The sequence below is a fragment of the Pseudomonas sp. LBUM920 genome, from assembly GCF_003852315.1.
Lineage (GTDB): Bacteria > Pseudomonadota > Gammaproteobacteria > Pseudomonadales > Pseudomonadaceae > Aquipseudomonas.
In genome coordinates this window covers 2378542-2398954 of the sequence record NZ_CP027762.1, presented here as the reverse complement: position 1 = coordinate 2398954, position 20413 = coordinate 2378542, and the positions used below count along the sequence as shown (strand labels likewise).

The following is a 20413-nucleotide window of genomic DNA, read 5'->3' as shown; positions in this document are numbered from 1 at the left end:
GGGTTAGACCACCATTAACATGTTTCAAAGAGCAATTTTGATTACCTTTACAAAACCGTGGTCTGACCCCGTTTTCCCGATTAAATAAATCTGTCCCCTTTTCTTTAACATGGCTAATTTAGCCCTATTAGCTGATTGTTTGCCACGCGAGCTTAGCTTCAAACATAGACTTCAATTGTTCTTTGCGATTAGGCAGTACGGCACTGACGAATAAGGCCAAAGGTGTGCAGATTTTACTCAAGTTGATCGCCAGGAAACATATCGGGAACCGGCCGGGACGGATTGAGCTTCGCACCATAAAACGAAGGCCTTAGCCTTACTCAATACTGATACAGACGCGCTCGGCGGAAGAGCCGAGGTTAGGAAAAATGGACACCCGAAAAAAAATCAAGTAAGTGACACTCAAATCCATCCCCTTTTCCGGTCCTAGCAGAGCATACGAGAAAAGTGATAGCTCACTTGATCATTCCTCAACAACTGATCACTCGCAAAGTCAAAACTATCAGACTTCACCAACACCTGACGTAAAGGCTCCGGAATATCATCAATGCCACCGAATATTGTAGGGACCAAATACCTGAAATAGTCACCCATTACAGTCTGCCCTTCATAGCCAACAGGATAGTCCACACCGACATCATCGCCCTCTACGCCATGATAGACATAAAAGCCTTTATTGACTGATAGATTAGCCTCTGCAAAGGACTTTGATTCCAACAGATCAGACTTCAGGTACTCAACCAAACGTTCCTTCGAGAATTTTTTCTGATATCGCCAGGCAGAATAAAGGTCAACCTTAAGTTCACCGCATTTATCGGGAAAACAACTTAAGAACTCAGAAGACTCGCCCCAAACAAACTCAGATAGCCTATCAAGTTGAGCATCTACATTTTCGAGCCTTAACAAAATTTGCGGCAGTTCTCCGTAACAATTATTCACCATCACAGCGATCCTTCCATTTTTATCTATGGCAAACCACGTAAATATTGTTCCAAATCCAGGTCGCCAACTTTCATTTAAAACAATCATTATAGATCTCCTCGAGGCCAACTTACACTGCAATTTTCACAAGGTGAAATTATCGCCCCTTCAGGAATACGATCCTTCCCCCAGACCTCTCGAGTGCGAACTGCCTCAGTAAACCTTATGCTAGCGGGATCCACCCCTTGCCTAACAAGCGAGTCTGCGGCAGATACCTCCGCGCAAGCGCCAGCCTTATTTTTACAAAAATCAGTGAACTCGCCGATCTTCACACCTAGCTTATCCTCAAGATATCTTACGGTGGTTGGATGTAACATTTCTGCCACTACGGCACCATTGCTAGCACCAATCGCTGTCTTCCCAGTAACCGGGTCATATGCGCCCACCATGGTTGCTTGTTTACTGGCTTGTGACTTTGAAGGAATTTTATTGATTTCATCTATTAAGTCTTTCCTGGCTTGAGTAGCTGCCTTTTCAACTTGAGTAGCGTTAGGCAGCCCTAAAGGCGGTGTATTCACCTTCGCATATGAAGCAATCTCATTAGTCCCATCAGGGTACACAACCTTCATAGCATCGTCACTAACCGTGACAATGCTGTCCTTAGGCAATACTTTCCCATTAGCCAGCGTTACGCTTTCACTAAGTTGGACTGTTGTATTGACCTGAACGGTCGCGCTTTCAACGTATTTGGAGCCGCCAACCAACACGGGATTTGGTGTATCAATCGGACGCGGCACATCAGGATCTGGTCCAAGACGCTCTAGCTTAGCAAGCTTGCCTTGAACGCCACCCGCTGCCTTGGCACCGGCGGCAATCTCCTTGAAGCTATTGATCGAAACCTCAATACCGGCCTTAGCAAGTGTTGACGCACCTTGGGCGGCACCTCCTGTCCCACCTGTGGCAATGATCTGCGCATACAACGCCACCGCCTCACCCAATTGCTTGCCTAGGTTTTCAGCGTTTGAGTCACCGCCTACAACCAATGCATCGCGAATTTGAGTAATTTGCGATTTGAAACCCGCAGCTGCAGCACCGAAGAGCCTCTCACCATCCGCCGACAATAAAAATTCGTTCATAGCGTCAATGCTTGCAATTGGGTCACGCAGTACGCCTACAGCACTATTCAGAGCGTCTATACCCGCTCCGCCCATGCTGTCTTTGAAACTTTTGAAGAGCGCGCTTCCGGTAATAAGGTCTTGATTTCCGGAAACCGCCAGCCACTTACCGGTGACTTCAAATACCTCGAGTGGCGTTTTGGCTTCAGCTACCTCTTTGGCCATCTGAACGACTTGTTGCGTAGCCAACCAGTTGTTATCGACGTTCGCGATCGCGGCATTAGTAACCGTAGCAGCGCCGTTCGGGTTGCTCATCGCGGCAATGCCGGTCACTACCGACGCAATGATGTTACGTTTAGCCTCACGCTCTTCGTTGGTTTCGTTAGGGTTAGTCTCGTTAAAGAGGCCTGCCAGTACGCTGCTGGCCGCCCCACCCAGAGCCCCTGCTGAACAGCTTTGATTACTGCTCGCAGCGCCAGCACAGCCAAGGATGGCATGCAGGCCAGCATGTTCGGGGCTGCCTTCTTTCATCCCGTTGATGACCAACTTGCCGATGTAGTCCGAACCCTGCTGCTGGACGTAGTTGACAACCATATTCTGCGCGAACTGTGCACCACCGCCGGTGACGTTGCCGCTGGCCCCCGCAACCAAAGCAGTAGCGATTTGTCGGTAGGTGCCGCCTGCTCCCCAATCGGACGCTATGGCATTGGCCTGTTTATTCAAATCGAAGTATTTCTTTCGATGCACCGCTTGTTCTGTGGGGTTGACTTCAGGGTCGCGTGATTTGGCGTACTCCTTTTGGGCATCGTTCCGAATCGCATCTACTTCACGCGCGCGAGACTCCAGGTACACAGAGACGTTCTGAACAAACTTGCCAGTAATCTCAAAACCGACCTGAATTTCCTTGGCGTCGAAGATCGGCTTGAGTTTATTGCTGCCGTCTCGATCACTGGATACATCCGTGTTGATTGCCGCCACTGCTTGCTCGGCCGTCTGGCCGGTCAATTCCTGCTGCTTGGCACTATCAGTGACAGTCACGTCTGCGCCACTGATACCACTCAAGGTTTTGCTACTGGAACTGTCACCCGCGTAAAGCGCAACGGGGGCGTTCACACCAAATCCGCCTTTGTTGGCTGCGGACGTTCCGGTCTTGGTAGCATCTACATTGCCGTCTGCATCCCTGCCAACCTTCCCGCCAGTGCTGTAGCCACCGCTCAGATTGATGCTGGTAGCGTCATAGTCGGCCTTGTTCTTGATATCCGAACTGGTCAGCGAGCCTGTTATGAGCGTGTTCTTAGCATCGGCTACCGCTTTATCGGTGCTGGCGATGATCGCGCCCTTGAGGTCGGTATTACCCTTGACCTCAACCTGGAACCCACCATCACGCGCCTTGATGCCCGATTGATCGCTGACACTGGCGTAGTCGCTGTGCATTTTTTGCTGGCCAATGCCACCGCTGACACTGCTCATGCCCATACAGAACGGTGGTACGCAAATGCTGACCCCGACGTTTGCGCTCAGTTGCTCCGAGCGATAAGTACTGGTGTCTTGCAGACTCTCGATATTGAGATCACCGCCCACTTTGGCCTGAACTTGCTGGCCGGTAACCACTGCACCTTTGAGGTTGGTATCCCCGGCACTATCAAGCCTTACTGTCTGCCCAGCCTTGACGGATGTGTTGGTTTGGGTGACATCGTCACCATCGGACATCCCTCGCCCTTTATTGGCGGCGAGGTCCAATGTGAACCCGTTTTGTTGCCCGCCAAAACTGAACCCGACACCAGCGCTCCAGCCACTGTTGTTGTTGGAGCTATCCTGATGTGCAGTGTTTTGCGCAGCCAGGAGGTTGATCTTGCCATCCGCCTTGAGGTTGGCATCACCTCCAGCGTCGATACGGCTGCCCACCACATTCAAATTGCTATCAGCGCCCGCGCCCTTGGCTGTGATATTGACGTCACCACCTGCAACCACGCTGCTGCCAACTACATTGCGGCCACTTTGGCTGCTTTCATTGTGACTACGGCTGTCGCTCAAGTTGACGCTGATCTTCACGCCTGTGAGGTCTTTTTTCATCAGCGCCTGGCCGCCGTCGAGCGCTGCATTGGCACTCATGGCAGCATTCACAGCGGACAGCGCGAGCATGCGGCCATCACTTGTTTGTTGGGCTGACTCAACTGTCCCCTGAAGGCTTCGCAGTGCATCAACCATAGGAACGCTGACGGTGCCGCCAACCGCCGTGCGACTGGTGCTCGCGGTGTTGTTTGCTTTCAAGGTATCGAATCCAGCCTCGATATCTACATGTTTGGCCTTGATATCGATATCGCCTTTAGGTGCAACAACCTGGCTGGCAATCTGGGTGTAACGCTCCCCAGCCGTAAGGCTGACATCGCCGCCCAAAGAAGCGATCTGGCTGCCGGCCTGACGGATAGTCTCGCTCTGATCAGCCTTCTTGGTCTTGACGACACCTGTCGCACTTTGCCACCAGGAACCCACCTCCCCGACCTTTTTGCTGTTGGACTTAGAACTTGCGCTTGAGGTGTTTTCAGCGCTGATTACTTCAAGATTTTGCCCTGCGTCGATCTTTAGCTCACGGTCCGTAACCAACGTACTTCCACGCAGGGTGGTATCGCGTCCGCTGGTGATCTGCAAGCTATCGGCGCTGATATCGCTGCCGATGCTTTGCGAGGCACTTTGCTGGGTCTGCTGACCTTTCTGCGACGCAGACATTCCAACGGTGAGCGATACGCCGATCTTGCTGGACTGTTTGGATTGGCTTGAAGCCTGCTGCACTTCAGCCGTACCGATTTCTACGTCATTACCAGCATTGAGCTTGACGGCGCCTTCTGCCCGCAGAGCGGCTGCCTCCAAAGAGATATCGTTATCTGCTCGCAGATCAATTGACTTGGCTACTAGCTCGGTACTAGTGAGCGTTGTATGGCCACTCGAGTTGCTGCTGGACTTGCTCGAAAACAGACCTTTCTTGGATGAAGCGCTGGCCTGGCTGGCATAATTTTCGGCCGCAATAAGATTGATGTCATGCCCTGCGGTAGCCAGCAGCGCCCCGCCACTGTTGACTTTGGCACCCACGGCATTGATGTCCTGAGCCGCCGAGAGAACGACTTTCTTGCCCGCATCAATGGATGAGCTGACAGCAACATCACTGTCACTCTCATTCATCTGCGTACTTTTCTTACCCCACGAGCCCTTTTTGGTTTTGGAGTAATAGGAGTAGTCGCTATCCTCGGCGGTATTGAGATTCAGATCATTTCCGGCAAACAGGTACGCTTCATCCCCTGCGGAGACCCGACTGGCTGTCAAAGCCAAGTCCTGTCCAGCACTCAAGGCCACATCCCCCCCAGCCTTAACCAAAGTCCCCACCTGACTCACATGATCTTCCTGCGCCTTCACCTTCTTCAGGTTCAACGCCGAATGCTGCTCATCCGCCGCCGAAACCAGGCTCAGGTTCTCGATAGCCGACATCGCCACATCCCGCTTGGCATCAATCCGGCTGGCAATCGCAGTCAAATCCCGGCCCGCCACCGCTGACAGGTCGCGACCCGCCGTCACCGATGAACCGTTCTGCGTCACGGAGCTGCTGTTGTTGCGCGCGCTGGTGTTGGCGTTGCTGTTCACCTGCTCCACTGACCCAAAACTCAGGTCACGCCCGGCCTGGATCGTGGTGTCGCGTCCGCTTTGCAGCACGCTGCCCTGGTTGGAGAAGTCGCGTCCGGCCCTGATGCTCAGGTCGTTGGCCGCTTCGATACGCGCCGCGCTGTTGAGGAAGTCGCTGTGTTCACTGATCAGGCCGTCGCTGCTGTCGTGGCCGGTGACGGTGCGTTCGTTGATCACGTCGCCATTCACGGCGGTCATGGTCACGTCGCGGCCGGCGATGATGCCGCCGGCCTTGTTGACGATGTTATTGCCTGCCAGCAGGTCCAGGCGGTTACCTGCTTCGATCAGGCCGCTGTTGATCAGGTCATTGCCGGCCTTGGCCGACAGGTTGTTGCTGGCGCGCAGGGTGCCGACGTTGTTCAGGTCTTGCCCGGCGATCAGGCTGACATCGTTGCCCGCAATCAGCGCGCCGGTGGGTGCCAGGCGGTTGTTGGCGTTGGCCAGGTACAGCACCGGCACCAGCACTTCTTCGCCGTTGACCACGCTCTTTTCCAGCCAGACGATGTCGTGGGTCAACGCTGCCACTTGCTCGGAAGTCAGGTTTACCCCCACGGCCAGGTTCAGCGTTTGCTTGCTGGCGATGGCGTTGTCCATCAGGTGTTTGAACAGTTTTTCGTCGGTGGTTTGCCCGTCGAGAAAGCGTTGGCCGGTACGCGCGACCACGGCTTGCTGGATCAGGCGTTGTTCGTAGAAACCGTCGCCCAGGCGCTTGGCGCTCTCGTCCGGGTTGTAGCCCAGGCCGGACAGCAGGTAGTCCGAGCTCATGAATTGCTTCATGTCGGTGAGTGCCGGGTTGGTTTCGATCAAGTATTTATGCGGCTGTGAAACCGCACTCTTGTCTGGCAGGCCCTGCACCCGGTTGACGGTCTGGCTGGCCACCGGTGTCGGTTGTGCTTCGGAGGGCTGGACGACGACCACGGCAGGTCGGCTGCCGGTGCTCGCGGCAGCGGGTTGTTCAACCGGGCTGATGGCCGGTTGGGTCTCATGCGGCACCGGCGCTACCGGAACCACCACGGACGGCGGTGGTGTGCCGACGGCAACCTGTGCATCGTGGGCCAGCGGTGTCAGGCCTGGCAGGCTGAGGTCGGGGCGTGAGCTCCCCGGCGCAATGGCCACAACGCGGGTATCGCGATCCACGGTCGACAGGCCCGGTACGTTCAGGTCGGGGCGAGCGCTGCCAGACGGTGCGCCATCGGGTGTGGTCAGCACAATTCGGGCGTCGCGCTCGGCGGGTGTCAGGCCAGAAAGGTCGACGTTCGGACGCGACACATCGACCGCTGGCCGGGAGCCGTCAACGGCGGTCTGGGCATCGATGCCATCGACATGGCTGATCGTGCCACCGCTGGTGCGGCCAGGTTGCAGCGTTCCCACGTCGGCGCTGCCCACGCCGGCAACGTTGATGGCGCTGGCACTGGCATTGATTCCACTGGCCTCGCGGGCCGTCACCGAGACCTGGCGGTTGTTGGCGGCGAGTTGGGTGACCTCCTCCAACTGGATCGTCCGACCTTGGGTTTCGGGAAGGTTCTGCTGGCGTTGCGCCAAACCGACGCTCGCAGCGCCAAGGGTCCAGCTTTGCGGCCCTGCATTGGCTTGAGCGGCCTGCCCGCTGCTGGCGCCCTGCCCGCTCAGTCGGAACAAACCGTTCTGGCCGGTAGGCAGGCTGAAGCCCGGAAGCGCGATGGGGTTGACTTGCTGTTGAGCCAAATCAGGTGGTAACTGCGAGTTGATGGCGATCGCTGTCGAGTAGCCGCTACCCGCGCCTGTGTCAGCCTTGGTGCGGCCCGCCGCGACATAGGCATAGTAAGGACGAACCACACTGTTGTTGATGTTCTGGGCTGCATTAAGCGCAACGTTGCCACCGGCCTGGATGACTGCATCGTAGGACTGGCCATCGCTTTTAAGGGTGGTGATGGTTTGCGAGAGCTTGCCGCCGCCCATGAGGCTCAGGAAATAACTGAGGTCTGCCTCGACGGTCGCCGATGGCGTGGGGCTATTTTTGGCGTTGAAGTTGGCGGCCGCCGGCAAGGCCTGGAAAATCTGCGAGACAAAGTTCCAGTAGGTGCGAGTGGTCTTGATCGCCTGGGCTTGCACGCCCTGGTTATTGATGGTGGTCGCGTTGGCGGTGAGGTTGCCCGTCGCGGCAATGGTGCTGCTCAGGTTGTTGAGGGTCTGGGCGTTGATCTGCATGTCAGCGCCACTGCTAAGCCCCGAAGCCACGCTGCTGCGGGTAACGTTCAAGCTATCGATTTCATCGATCTGCCACAGGCCGTTTCGACGGCCTTTGCTACGGAAGTCACAACCGGCACCCGGGATCAGGTTGCAATCAAGTTCGGTGATCTTCACCGAGCTTTTTTCATGTGCCGAATACTCCAGCACGTCCCTGACGTTATTGACGGTCATGGCATTGATCGTCAGGTTCTTAGCGCTCTCGATAGTGCCCGAACGGTTATCCAGCAGATCGGCTTTGGTCTGGTTCGGGTCTTTGCCAATCAGTACGTCACCCAGCCCATAGACATCGGCATAGGCGTTGGTGAAGCTGTTGGCCAGCAACTGCATGTCGCCGCCGCTGGTGATCAAACCATTACTGTTAACCAAGGTGTTGGTGCTGAGGGTCAGATTGGCACCCGTGGCCAGCGTGCCCGCATTGCTGACCTCTGCGGCGGTGAGGGCCATGGTGTTAGCGGAAGTCAGGCGCCCGGCGTTAGTGAGCTGCCCGCCGACGTTGATCGTGCTGTCTTGTCCGCCGGCCACACTCGCCGCCGTACTCAGGTTCACTGAGCCGGCACTCAGGCCCAGGTTACCCACGCTGCTGTAACGCCCATTGCCGCCATAGCTGCCGGCCAGCGTTAATTGCGCCGTGCCATCGCTGGCGATCAAGCCATCGTTGTTCCAGTTACCGCCACTGCCGACAAGACTGTCAGACGCCAGCAACTGCCCGCTGGCGGTCTGATTCAAGGTATTGACGTTCACCGTCAAGCGCCCGGCCTGGATCACACTGCTGTTGGTCCAGTGGTCTGCGGCCAGGGTCAGGCCACCTCGCGTCACCACGTTGCCACCGGCATCGATAAGGTTGGCGGTGGCAATATCAAAGGTCCCGGTGCCGCTGTGCAGCAAACTGCCGCCCTGGTTCTGGAAGCCTGCGGCATTCAGGGTCAGGTCGCTGGTACGGCTCTCAACGCGGCCATTGCGATTGTCGAATAGGCCTGCGATCTGGAAATCGGTCTTGCCGCTGCCGCCCATAGCGCGCAATTGGCCGCCCTGATTATCAACGCTGTTGGCGCGCACGTTGAGCAGGGTGTCGCTTTCGATAATCCCCGCATGGTTGCTGAGTTGGCCGCTGAGTCCCAGCTCAATTAGGTTCGCCGCCACTTGGCCTGAGCTGTTATCCAGCCCTACCCCACCGACGCGTAGCAGGTCCTTGGCGTACAAGCCGCCATAGGCGTTGGCGAAATAGTTGGCGTTGACCACTGCGTCGCCATTTTGCGCTGCGATGCGGCCGTGCTGGTTGTCGACACTGCCGGCCACCAGGTTCAAACGCTGGCCTTGAATCACGCCAGCCTTGTTGCCCAGGCTATAGCCGTTGAGGAGCCTGTCACCGACGTTGGCATCCAGCAGGCCCTTGAGGCTGGCCAGTGTGCCCGCCTGGTTATTCAGGGTGTTGGCCTTGACGCTCACGTCACCGGTCTGCGCCAGCAGCTTGCCGGCTTCGTTATCAAGGTCGCCGCTGACGTCCAGGCTTAAACCGCTCTGGCCCTGCACCACACCCGCACGGTTGCTCAGGCCAACGGCCTTCACCTGCAGGTCGGCACCCTGGCTGTAGATCAAGCCGTCGGCGTCGTTTTGCAGCAGGCCGGTGCTGGTGATTGCCAGGCGGTCCTTGCCGGCGATGGTGCCGCGCTGGCGGTTATCGATACCGCCGGCGAGCAGGGTCAGCAGGCCTTGGCTGGCGATCTGGCCACCCTGGTTGTTGACCTGAACCGCGCGTTGCAACAGCAATGCGCCAGCGCTGGCCAGCTTGCCATTGGTGTTGTCGAGGGTGCCCAGCAGGCTCAGGGTCAGACGGCCATTGCTGGCCAGTGTGCCGCTCTGGTTGTGCAGATCTGTGCCGGTGACGGCCAGCGTTTGCTGTGCATTGACGGTGCCGGCCTGGTTGCCCAGGGTGGCGGCTTGCACGTCAAGGTCGGTGCCGCTGTCGATCAGGCCACCGTTGGCGTTGTTCAGCAAACCGCTGACGACGAGGCTTTGCCCCGCGCCGCTGGAGAGAATACCGCCGCTGTTGTCGAGGCTGGCGGCACTGACGCTCAATGCACCTTGGCTGACCAGTGCACCGGCACCGCCATTGAGCATCTCGCCGGAAAGGCGCACATCCACCGCGCCGTTGCGGCTGGACAAGGTGCCGTTGTTGCGGTTGTCGAGGCTACCACCGCCGACGTTCAGGCCCTGCCAACCTGAGACCAGGCCGTTCTGGTTGATCAGGTTGGCCGCGTTGACCGTCAGCACCTGGCTGCTGATCAACTTGCCGCCGCTGTTGTCCAGGGTGCCGGTGTTCAGGGCCAGGTCTTGCTGGCTGGAAAGCTCGCCGTTCTGGTTGTTGAAGGCGCGCAGACGGTTGAGGGTCAGCGGGCCTTTGGCGAGGATCAGGCCGTTGCGGTTGTCCAGGTCGCTGTTGTTCAGGTCAAGGGTCACGCGCTGTTCGCCCACCACGCGGCCGCCGGCCAGTGCCAGTGCGCTGAGGTTCAGGTCCATCGCGCCTTTGGCGGAAACTTCACCGCCGCTGCCGGTGTTAAGGCTGGCGGCGCTCAGGTTGAGGCTGCCCTGGCTGTTGATCAAGCCGGCAGCGCTGTTGTCCAGGGCCATGGCACTGAGGGTGACGCCCGCTGCGCCGAGCAGGCTGCCGTTCTGGTTGTTCAGGTTGGCGCTGTGCAGGGTCAGCATTTGAGTGGCGCTGATCAGGCCTTGGTCCTGGTTGTTGAGCAGGCCGTCGCTGGTCAGTTGCAGGTCGCTGCGACTGGTCAAGGTGCCGCCCCGGTTGTCCACGGCGCCTGCGTGTGCGTTGAGGCTGGCGGCGCCGATCAGGCCTTTGACGTTGGCCAGGGCCTGGTTCAGGCGCAGGGTCAGGGCCTGGTTGCTCAGCAGCTTGCCGTTGCTGTTGTCCAGGCTTTGCGCAGCCAGGGTGAAAGCTTGGGCGCTGGAGATTTCACCGTTCTGGTTGCTGACGGTCGTAAGGTTATTAAGCAGCAATGGACCAACCGTGTTGATCAGCCCGCCCTGATTGTTCAACTGACCGTTGTTCAGGTCGAGGCTCAGGCTGCTGTTACTGAAGAGCTTGCCGCCCTGCTGGTCAAGGCCGGTGACGCTGGCGGTCAGGGCCTTGGCGCTGCCGATGCTGCCGCCGTTGTTCACTTGGCTGGCCGTCAGGTTCAGGGTGTCGCCGCTGTTGAGGCGGCCGCTCTGGTTATTCAAAACGCCGGTGCTGACCGCCACCGCGCCCTTGCCGCTGATGCTGCCTTGCTGGTTGCCCAAACTGGCGCTGCTCAGTACCAAGGCGCCGTCGGTGACCAGTTCACCGTTCTGGTTGTTCAACTGGCCAGCGACGCCGACATTCAGCCCCTGGGCACTGGAGAGGCTGCCCTGGGTGTTAGTGAGGCTGCGTGCCTTGACGTCGAGGGTGCCTTCACTGCTCAGCAGGCCCTGGCTGTTGTCCAGGTCACCGCCCAGCGTCAGCTGCAACGGTTGCTGGCTGAGGATTTTGCCACCGGTGTTGTCCAGGCCGGTGCCCGTCAGCAACAGGCGCTGGCCACTGAGTTTGCCGCCCTGGCGGTTGAGCAGTTGCTCGACCGCCAGGTTCAGGCCGCTGGCCGCGAACACCTGGCCGCTGTCGCTGTTGTCCAGGCGCTGGCCGGTGATGCTGAGGTCCGCGTTGCTGGTCAGTTCGCCGGCGCGGTTATCGAGGGTGCCTACGTCGAGTTTCAGCGCTTTTGTGGCGCCTACCAGACCGCCCCGGTTATCAAGGCTGGCGCCGCTGACGTGCAGGGTCTGGGTGCCGATCAATTGGCCTTTGCGGTTGTCGAGGCGGTTGACGTTGACGGCCAGTTCGGCCTTGCCGGCGATCTCGCCGCCACGGTTGTCCAGGTTCGCGGCGGTCAGCAGCAAGGCGCCGTCGCCAATCAATGTGCCGCGCTGGTTATCGATCAGGTCGCTGGCGCTGATATCCAGGCCGCCACGGCTGCTGAGCAGACCGTCGGTGTTATCCAGGCTTGTACTGCGGCTGATGAGGCTGGCGCTACTGACAAGGCCTTTGACGTTGGCCAGGGCCTGCTCGACGCGCAGGGTCAGCGCCTGGTTGCTGATCAGCTTGCCGTTGCTGTTGTCGAGGTTGCGGGCGGCCAGGGTGAAGGCGTTCTGGCTGGAGATCTCGCCGTTCTGGTTGTTGAGGTTGCCGAGGTTTTTCAGCACCAGGATCGGCGCGTTGATCAAGCCGGCGTTGTTCACCTCGCCGTGGTTCATGTCCAGGTTCAGTTGCGTGTTGCTGAACAGCTCACCGCCCTGTTGGTTAAGGCCGGTAAAGTTGGCGTTCAGGGTGCCGGCGCTGGCGATGCGGCCACCGTTGCTGAGCTGGGTGGCCGTGAGGTCAAGGCGGTCGGCACTGATCAGGCGGCCGCCCAGCGTGTTGTCGAACAGCCCGGTGTTGAGGGTCGCGGCGCCCTGGCTTTTGAGCAGGCCCTGCTGACTGTTGTCAAGGCGGGTGCTAGTCAGCGTGAGGCCTTGGGCGGTTTCAACGATACCGCCCTGGTTGAGCAAATCACTGGCGCTGGTGATGCCCAGTGTACCGGCGCTGGAAATACTGCCGCCGGTGTTGTCGATACGTTGGCTGCCCAGCGTCAGAGTGCCTTCGCTGCTGAGCTTGCCCTGGGTGTTGTCCAACCCCGCTGCCAGCTGAATTGCCAGCGCACGCTGGCCGGCAAAGGTGCCTTGGGCGTTGTCCAGGCGCGTACCGGTAAACCGCGCCTCCTGGGCGAACACCAGCCCCTTGGCCTGGTTGATCACCTGGGCCACGGTCAATTGCAGGGTGGTCCCGGCCAGTAGCTTGCCGCCGCTGTTGTCCAGGGACTGGCCGCTGAGCTCGGCGTCTATCTGGCTGGAGATTTCACCAGCGCGGTTATCCACGCTGTCGACCTTGAGCTTCAGCGCTCTTGTGGCCCCTACCAAACCGCCGTCGCGGTTATCGAGGGTGGTGCCGCGAAGGGTCAGATTGCCTTGGGCAACCAGCTCGCCACCTTGCTGGTTCAACACGCCGAGGGTGGCGTCCAGGTCGCTCTGGCTGGCGATACGGCCTTTGCTGTTATTGACGTTATCCAGGCTCAAATGCACCGGGCCCGCGGCGCTGATCAAGCCGCCTTGGTTGCTCAGCGACTGGCCGGTAACGCCAAGGGCCTGCTTGCTGTTGAGCACGCCCTCACGGTTGTCCAACTGGCCGAGGTGCAGGTTCAAGTCCTGATTGGCGCGGATCACGCCAGTGCGGTTATCCAGGCTGTTGCCGCGAACGGTCAGCAGGTTTTGCCCGGAAACACGCCCGCCACGGTTATCCAGGCTTGCCGCCTGAATATCCACGATCCCTTTGGCCAACACACTGCCTTTGGCCTGGTTGTCCAGCAAGCCGGCAACGTTCACCGTCAGGCTGCCGTCGCTGACCAGGCTACCGGCCTGGCTGTTGTCCAGGCTCGCCGAAGCGACCTGCAAGCGCTGGCCGGCGCCCACGGTACCGCCCTGGTTGGTCAACGCGCCCAGAGTCGTGAGGTCGAGGCTCACATCGCCCATGACCTGACCATTGCGGTTGTTCAAGGTGATGGCGTTGACCACGCTGGCGCCAGCGCTGGAAACTTCGCCGTCGACGTTCAGCAACTCACCGGCCAACGTCAGGGTCAGGTCCCTGGTACTGCTGAACTCCCCATCGCTGTTATCCAGGCTCGCCGCTTGCGCCGTGAGCCCGGCCGCTGAAATCTGGCCTTTGAGGTTGGTCAGCGCCTGCTCGATCTTGAGGCTCAGGGCCTGGTCACTCAGCAGTTTGCCCCCGGTGTTATCCAGGCTTTGTGCCGCCAGGCTGAAGGCTTGTTTGCTGGAGATCTCGCCGCCCTGGTTGGCGACACTCGACAGGTTCTTGAGCACCAACGGGCCAGGCGCATTGATCAAGCCACCGGCGTTGTTCAGATGGCCCTTGTTCATGTCCAGGGTCAGGGCGCTGAGGCTGTAAAGCTCGCCGCCGTTCCGTTGGTCGAGACCGGAGAGGCTAGCGGTGAGGGCTCTGGCGCTGGCGATGCGGCCCTCTCCGCGGTTGTCCACCTGCCCGGCTGCCAGGTCGAGGCGGTCGGCGCTGGTGAGGCGCCCGCTTTGCTGGTTGTTGAAGGCGCCGGTGGTGACCTGCACGGCACCGTCACCGATGATCTTGCCACCCTGGTTGTCGAGGCTGGCACTGGTCAAGGTCAAGGCGACGGCACTGAGCAACTCGCCCTTTTGGTTGCTGATTGCATCTGTGGTTGCCAGTACCAATGGCGCGGCACTGCTGATGCGCCCGCGGTCATTGTTGAGGCTGGCCGCGTGTACGCTCAAGCCGCCGTCGCTGCGCAGAGCACCTTGCTGGTTGTTCAGGTAACCGCTCAATGCCATGGACAGGTTGCCCTTGGCGTACAGGCTGCCCTCGCCGCTGTTATCCAGTTGCGCGGCGTTCAGGCTGATCGATCGCTGCCCGGAAATGATGCCTTTGAGTTGGTTGTCCAGGCGCTGCAAGGTCAGTTGCATCTCGCCGTTGGCCAGCAAGTGGCCGCCCGCGCTGTTGTCAAACTGGCTGCCGGTGAGCGTCAGGTCGGTGACGCTGGAGACTTCCCCGGCGCGGTTGTCCAGGGCGTCCACCGCGAGGGTCATGGCCTTGCCCGAGTTGAGCAGGCCGCCGCCGCGGTTATCCAGCCTCGTACCGTTAAGCTGCAGCTGCTGCGTCGCCACAACGCTGCCGCCGCGGTTGTCGAATTGGCCGACGGTCAGGCTCAGGTCGCTCTTGCCGGTTAGACGGCCTTTGGCCTGGTTATCCAGGCTGGCGGCGGTTAATTGCAATTGGCTGCTGGCGGCAAATAACCCGGCCTGGTTGAGCAACTGTCCGCTGATCAAAGCGTTCAGGGTGCCGTCGCTGGTGAGCGTGCCCTGGGTGTTGTCCAGGCTCGCAGCCGTCAAGTTCAACGCGTGGCCCGTGACAAGGCGGCCATTGCGGTTAGATACAGCGCCCGAGTGATCAAGGGTGAGCAGCTTGTCACCCTGGATCAGGCCATGGCTGTTATCCAGTGACGCGCCAGCCAGGGTAGTGGTGGCGCCGAGGATTTCGCCTTGCTGGTTGTCCAGTGCCGATTCGACGTAGGCGGTAAGGCCATCGCGAACTTTGAGGGAGCCTTCAGCATTCACCAGGCTGTTCGCCCGCAGATCCAGCCCGGTGGCGCAAACCAGGCCCTTGGTATTGTCCAGGGCCTTGCTGATACGCACCACCAGCCCTTGTTCACTGAGCAACTTGCCGCGACGGTTATCCAGGTTATCGGCGGTGAACGTCAGCGCCTGGGTGCTGGACATTTCCCCGCCCTGGTTATCCACGCTGGCAAGGTTACTCAGCAGTAACGCGCCCGGAGCATGGATCAAGCCGCCCTGGTTGTTCAGGTAGCCGTGATTCAGGTCCAGGCTTACGCCCGCCTGGCTGTAGAGGCGCCCGTCGCCGTGTTGGTCAAGGCCGGTAACGGATGCGGTGAATTGCTGCTGGCTGGTGATGCGCCCGCCAGCGCTGTTGTCTACCTGCCCTGCGGTGAGAGCGAAAGTGCCGTCGCTGTTGAGCGTGCCTTGGGCATTGTTCAACTCGCCGCTGACCGAGAGCTGCAAATGGTCCTTGGCATAGAGGCTGCCCTTGGCGCTGTTGTCGAGGCTGGCAGCAGCCAGTTGCAGGTTGGCACCCGCTGTTAACTGACCGGTCTGGTTGAGCAACTGCCCGACAATGCGCGCCGTCAATCGAGCATCACTGGTCAACTTGCCGCCGCTGTTATCCAGGCTCGCGGCGGCGATGTCGAACGTTTGCGCACCAAACAGCGTGCCCTGACGGTTATCCACGGCGCCCAGGCTGTTGAGGTTCAGCGTGGCATCGCCCTGGAGCAAGCCTTGGCGATTGTCCAGGGAGCCTGCATTGACCGAGGCGGTGCGCGCGAGCAGCTTGCCGTTGCGGTTATCCAGCGCACCGTCGACCTGCAGCGCTACGCCTTCGGTGGCACTGACCGCGCCACCCAGGTTACTCAGGCTACCGGCATGCAGTTCCAGCGCCTTGGCCGATACCAGGCCCTTGGTGTTGGCCAGCGCGCGGGCGATGCGCAGGGTCAGCGCCTGTTCACTGAGGACCTTGGCGTTGCTGTTGTCCAGTGTCTCGGCAACCAGGGTAAACGCACGACTGCTGGAGATTTCACCCCCTTGGTTGGCGACGCTGTTGAGGTTGCTCAGCAGCAACTGACCCGGTGCGGTGATGGCACCGCCCTGATTGTTCAGGTGGCCGCGATTGAGGTCCAGGCTCACATCGCCCTGGCCGAACAGCCGGCCGTCATTGTGCTGATCCAGCCCAGTCACGCTGGCGCTCAGCGACTGGCCACTGCTGATGCGCCCGCCATCGCTGTTGTCCACCTGGCCGGCTTTCAGGTCCAGCTTGGCGTCACCGCGCAAGGTCCCTTGTTGGTTGTTCAGGGCATCGCCCAGCAACAGGTGGAGCTGATTGTTCGCGTACACGCTGCCCTGACGGTTATCCAGGGTGGTTGCGTTGAGTTTCAACACACCGACCGCCACGAGGTTGCCGGCGCGGTTATCGAGGGTGTTGCCGGCCAGGGTCAGGTCGGCTTTGCTGCTGATGCGTCCCTGGCGTTGGTTATCGAGGCTGCCCAGGTTCAGGCTGAGGTTGCCAGTGGCCGCCAACAGGCCGACCTGGTTAAGCAAGTGCCCGGAAATTGCGGCGGTCAAAGCGCCGTCGCTGGTGAGCTTACCTTCGGTGTTATCCAGGCTCGCTGCAGTGAGCGTGAAGTGGCTGCCCGCTGCCAGGGTGCCGTGCTGATTGGTCAGCGCCCCGCTGTTGATCGCCAGGGTGTGGTCGCCTTGAGCCTGACCGTTGCTGTTGTCCAGACCGCCTGCCGCCAACGAAAGATCACTGGCCAGCAACTTGCCGCTGCGGTTGTCCAGCAGGCCGTCGACGCTCAGGTTAAAGCCATCACGGGCACGCAGTGTGCCGTCCTGGTTGCTCAGGCTTGCGGTGCGGGCGTCCAGGCTTGCGGCCGAGACCAGGCCTTTGGCGTTCTCCAGTGCACGGGCGATACGCAGGGTCAGTGCTTGCTCGCTCAACACTTTGCCGCGGGTGTTATCCAGGCTGTCCGCTTGCAGGCTGAAACCGGTGGCGCTGGAGATTTCCCCAGCTTGGTTGTCGACGCTGCTGAGGTTGCTCAAGAGTAGCGAGCCGGGCGCGTTGATCACGCCACCCTGGTTATTCAAATGGCCACGGTTAAGGTCCAGGCTCACATCGCCCTGACTGTAGAGGCGGCCATCATTGTGCTGGTCCAGGCCGGTCACGCTGGCGCTCAGGGCCTTGCCATTGATGCGCCCGCCCGCGCTGTTATCCACCAGCCCGGCACGCAGTTGCAGAGTTCCGCCGGCGCTTAGCTGGCCGCTCTGATTGCTAAGGTCGGCGCTGCTCAGTTGGAGGTTCGCGCCGGCGGTAAACAGCCCGCTCTGGTTAAGTAGGTTGCCGGCGATCGCAGCGGTCAGTACGGCGTTGCTGGTGAGTTTACCAAGGCTGTTGTCCAGGCTGCCGGCGGTCAGTTCCAGGGTTTGGCCGCTGGCAAGCGTGCCATTGCGATTGCTCAGTGCGCCGCCGTCGATCTTCAGCAGATTGTCGCCCTGCACCCGACCTTGGGCATTATCCAACGTACCTGCCGTGAGCCGTACATCACGGCTCAGGATCTCCCCGCTGTGGTTGAGCAGTGCTGCGCCAACGCCCAGATTCAAGCTGTCGCGAGCCACTAAGTGGCCGCTGCTGTTGTCGAGACTGCCAGCTTGCACCTGCAACGACGCCGCACTCACCCGACCTGCCGCATTGCTCAAGGCCTGAGCAACGGCCAGGGTCAGCGACTGCTCACTCAAGACCTTGCCACTGCGGTTATCCAAAGTGTCAGCTTGCAGCGTGAAGCCGGTGGCGCTGGAGATTTCTCCGTTGCGGTTATCGACGCTGTTGAAGTGGTTCAGCAACAACTGACCGGGCGCGCTGATCACGCCGCCCTGGTTATCCAGATGACCGCGATTGAGGTCCAGGCTCAAACTGGCTTGGCTGGACAGACGACCACCGCCATTGTTCAGGTTGCCCACACTGAGTTGGCTTGCACCGGCGCCGCTGAGACTACCGCCACGGTTATCCAGCATGCCCGCCACACGGGCGTTCAGCGTACCGCGACTGCTCACGCTGCCGTTCTGGTCATTGACCAGGTTGGCGACATCGATCTGCAAGCCGGTAGCTGCAATCAATCCCGCACTGTTATTCAAGGTCTGCGCAATCTGAAGGGTCAGCCCCTGGTCGCTGAGCAACTTGCCGGCAGCGTTATCGACGGTACGCGCCGCAACGGTAAAGGCCCGCGCACTGGAGATTTCGCCCTGGCGGTTGTCTACGCTGTTGAGGTTGTCGAGGGTCAATTGCCCGGTGGCATTGATCAGCCCGCTGCGATTATCCAAATGGCCCTGGTTGAGGTTGAGGTTCAGGTCGGTGTTGCTGTAAAAGCGGCCGCCGTCCTGTTGATCAAGGCTGCCGAGATTCGCGTTCAAGCCCTGGGCACTGGCGATCTGGCCTGCGCCACTGTTATTGACCGCACCTGCCGTCAGATCCAGGGTCTGGCTGCTGGTGAGCACACCGCCCTGCTGGTTATCCAACGCACCCACCTTGAACTGCGCACCACCGGTGGACTCGATCCGTCCCTGCTGCTGGTTGGCCAGGGTGCCACTGAGTTCAACACCCAGCGTGCCTTGGCTGGTGAGCACGCCCTTTTGGCTGTTGTCCAGTGAAGCGGCCTGCAATTGCACGGCTTGGCGTGCAGCGATTCGCCCGCCCTGACTATTGATGGCACCGCTCGCCTTCACACTCAAGGTTTGGCCGGCCGACACCAGGCCGGCGACGTTATCCAGCGTTGCCACTTGCAAGCTGGCCTGGCCAAGACTCGACAGCTCTGCGTTGCGGTTGGCCAACTGGCCGACCGTGGCCGTCAGCGGCCCGGTGCTGGTCACCAGGCCGCCCTGGCTGTTGAGCAACTGACTGGCGTTCAAGCCCAAGCTGCCAGCGCTAAGGATCCGGCCTTGGTTCTGATTGTCCACGTTTGTCGCAGTTAATTGCGCATAGCGTTGGGTACTCAGGGTGCCGCCCTGGTTGGCGAGTTCACCGGTGTTGACGCTGAGGTCGCGGCTGGCGATCACGGTCTTGCCGGTGTTGTCGATGGCCTGCGCAGTCAAGCGCAAATCGCCCTGGGCATTGCGGCTGTTATCGGTGTTGACGCCTGCTTCGATGATCCCGCTGTTGGTCAATCGGCCACCGGCGTCCAGTGCGATGCTGTCCTTGGCAGCCAGGGTTTGTTGGCTGGTCAGTGCGCCTTGAGTTTTTACCGACAGATCAGTACCGGCGTACACGGCCCCCTTGGCTTCCAGGCTGACCGCTTTGACAGCGACAGCAGTGCCTGCGGTGGTCTGGCCCATCACCACATGGCCCGCCGCATCAATCTGGATATCACCGCCGGCGACCATATCGCCCGACAGCTTCACGCCCACACCGGCCTCGGTGCCGATCAGCTTGACCGCGCCCACGTACATGCCGCCGAGCGCCGAGGAGTCAATCGCCAGGTCTGGCGCCTGGCTGCCATCTGCCGCCCGCGCAGTGGCGTTGAGGGTGCGTGCGTCGACGTCGTTGCGACCGGCGACGATGGTGAGTTTTTTCGCCTGAATCTGCGCGTTGATCGTGGTGGCGCGGGTGATGATTTCGAACTGGTCGACGTTGCTGGCGTTCAGGCCGGCGCCTTCGATGGCGACGTTGCCTTGGTCAACCTGATAGCGACTGATCTGGCCGTTTTCGATCACCGCTTTACCAGTGGTCAGCGTGGCTTGTGGGGTGTTGATAAAGCCGCAACCGTTGCAACTGATGCCGTACGGGTTGGCAACGATGACATGGGCCGACTGCCCCGCCACTTCGGTGTAGCCACGCAGTTGGCTGGGGCTGCCGCCGTTGACTTCGTTGAGGATGATGTTGGCGGCGGTGCCGCGCAGGTTCGGGTTGCCGACGATGATGCCGCCCAGTTGGGTGGACTGGGTTCGATCGGTGGCGTTGTTGAGAATGACACCGTTGGCGCCGACGTTGTAGTCATGGAATTGGTTGTGCGACAGGCCGCTTCCGTTTGGCGCGGCGATGTTGACGATGGGCACGCCATTGCCCGCTTGCCCGAGCGTGGTGCCCGGTGCGCTGACCACGATGCCGTCGGCCTGGGCCAGCAGCGGCTGCCAGAACATCGCGTTGGCCAGGATCAACGCTAACCCACGTTTAGGCAGCCCCAGGAAGTGGGAGCGGCTTTTTACGGCAGCAGAAGGCTGGCGCGCGAGGAAGGCGAACTGGCGAACGTCCATGTCAT

Annotated in this window: 2 protein-coding genes; both read right to left on the bottom strand. The window is 60.0% G+C overall.

Translation table 11 applies throughout. The features are described 5' to 3' along the window. Positions 1–426: 426 nt before the first annotated feature. Entirely contained in the window at positions 427–1029 is a 603-nt protein-coding gene (locus C4J83_RS11145) for a hypothetical protein (RefSeq protein WP_124417031.1), read from the bottom strand. Further along, positions 1029–20408, bottom strand: coding sequence for a hemagglutinin repeat-containing protein (locus C4J83_RS11140; RefSeq protein WP_124417030.1), 19380 nt, complete (start codon positions 20406–20408; stop codon positions 1029–1031). Before C4J83_RS11140 ends, C4J83_RS11145 begins: the two co-directional genes overlap by 1 nt. Positions 20409–20413: the final 5 nt, after the last annotated feature.

What these genes read in the sequence shown, in the direction of transcription:
- C4J83_RS11145 (WP_124417031.1), bottom strand. Translation starts at nt 1,029, where the DNA reads ATGATTGTTTTAAATGAAAGTTGGCGACCTGGATTTGGAACAATATTT.
- C4J83_RS11140 (WP_124417030.1), bottom strand. Translation starts at nt 20,408, where the DNA reads ATGGACGTTCGCCAGTTCGCCTTCCTCGCGCGCCAGCCTTCTGCTGCC.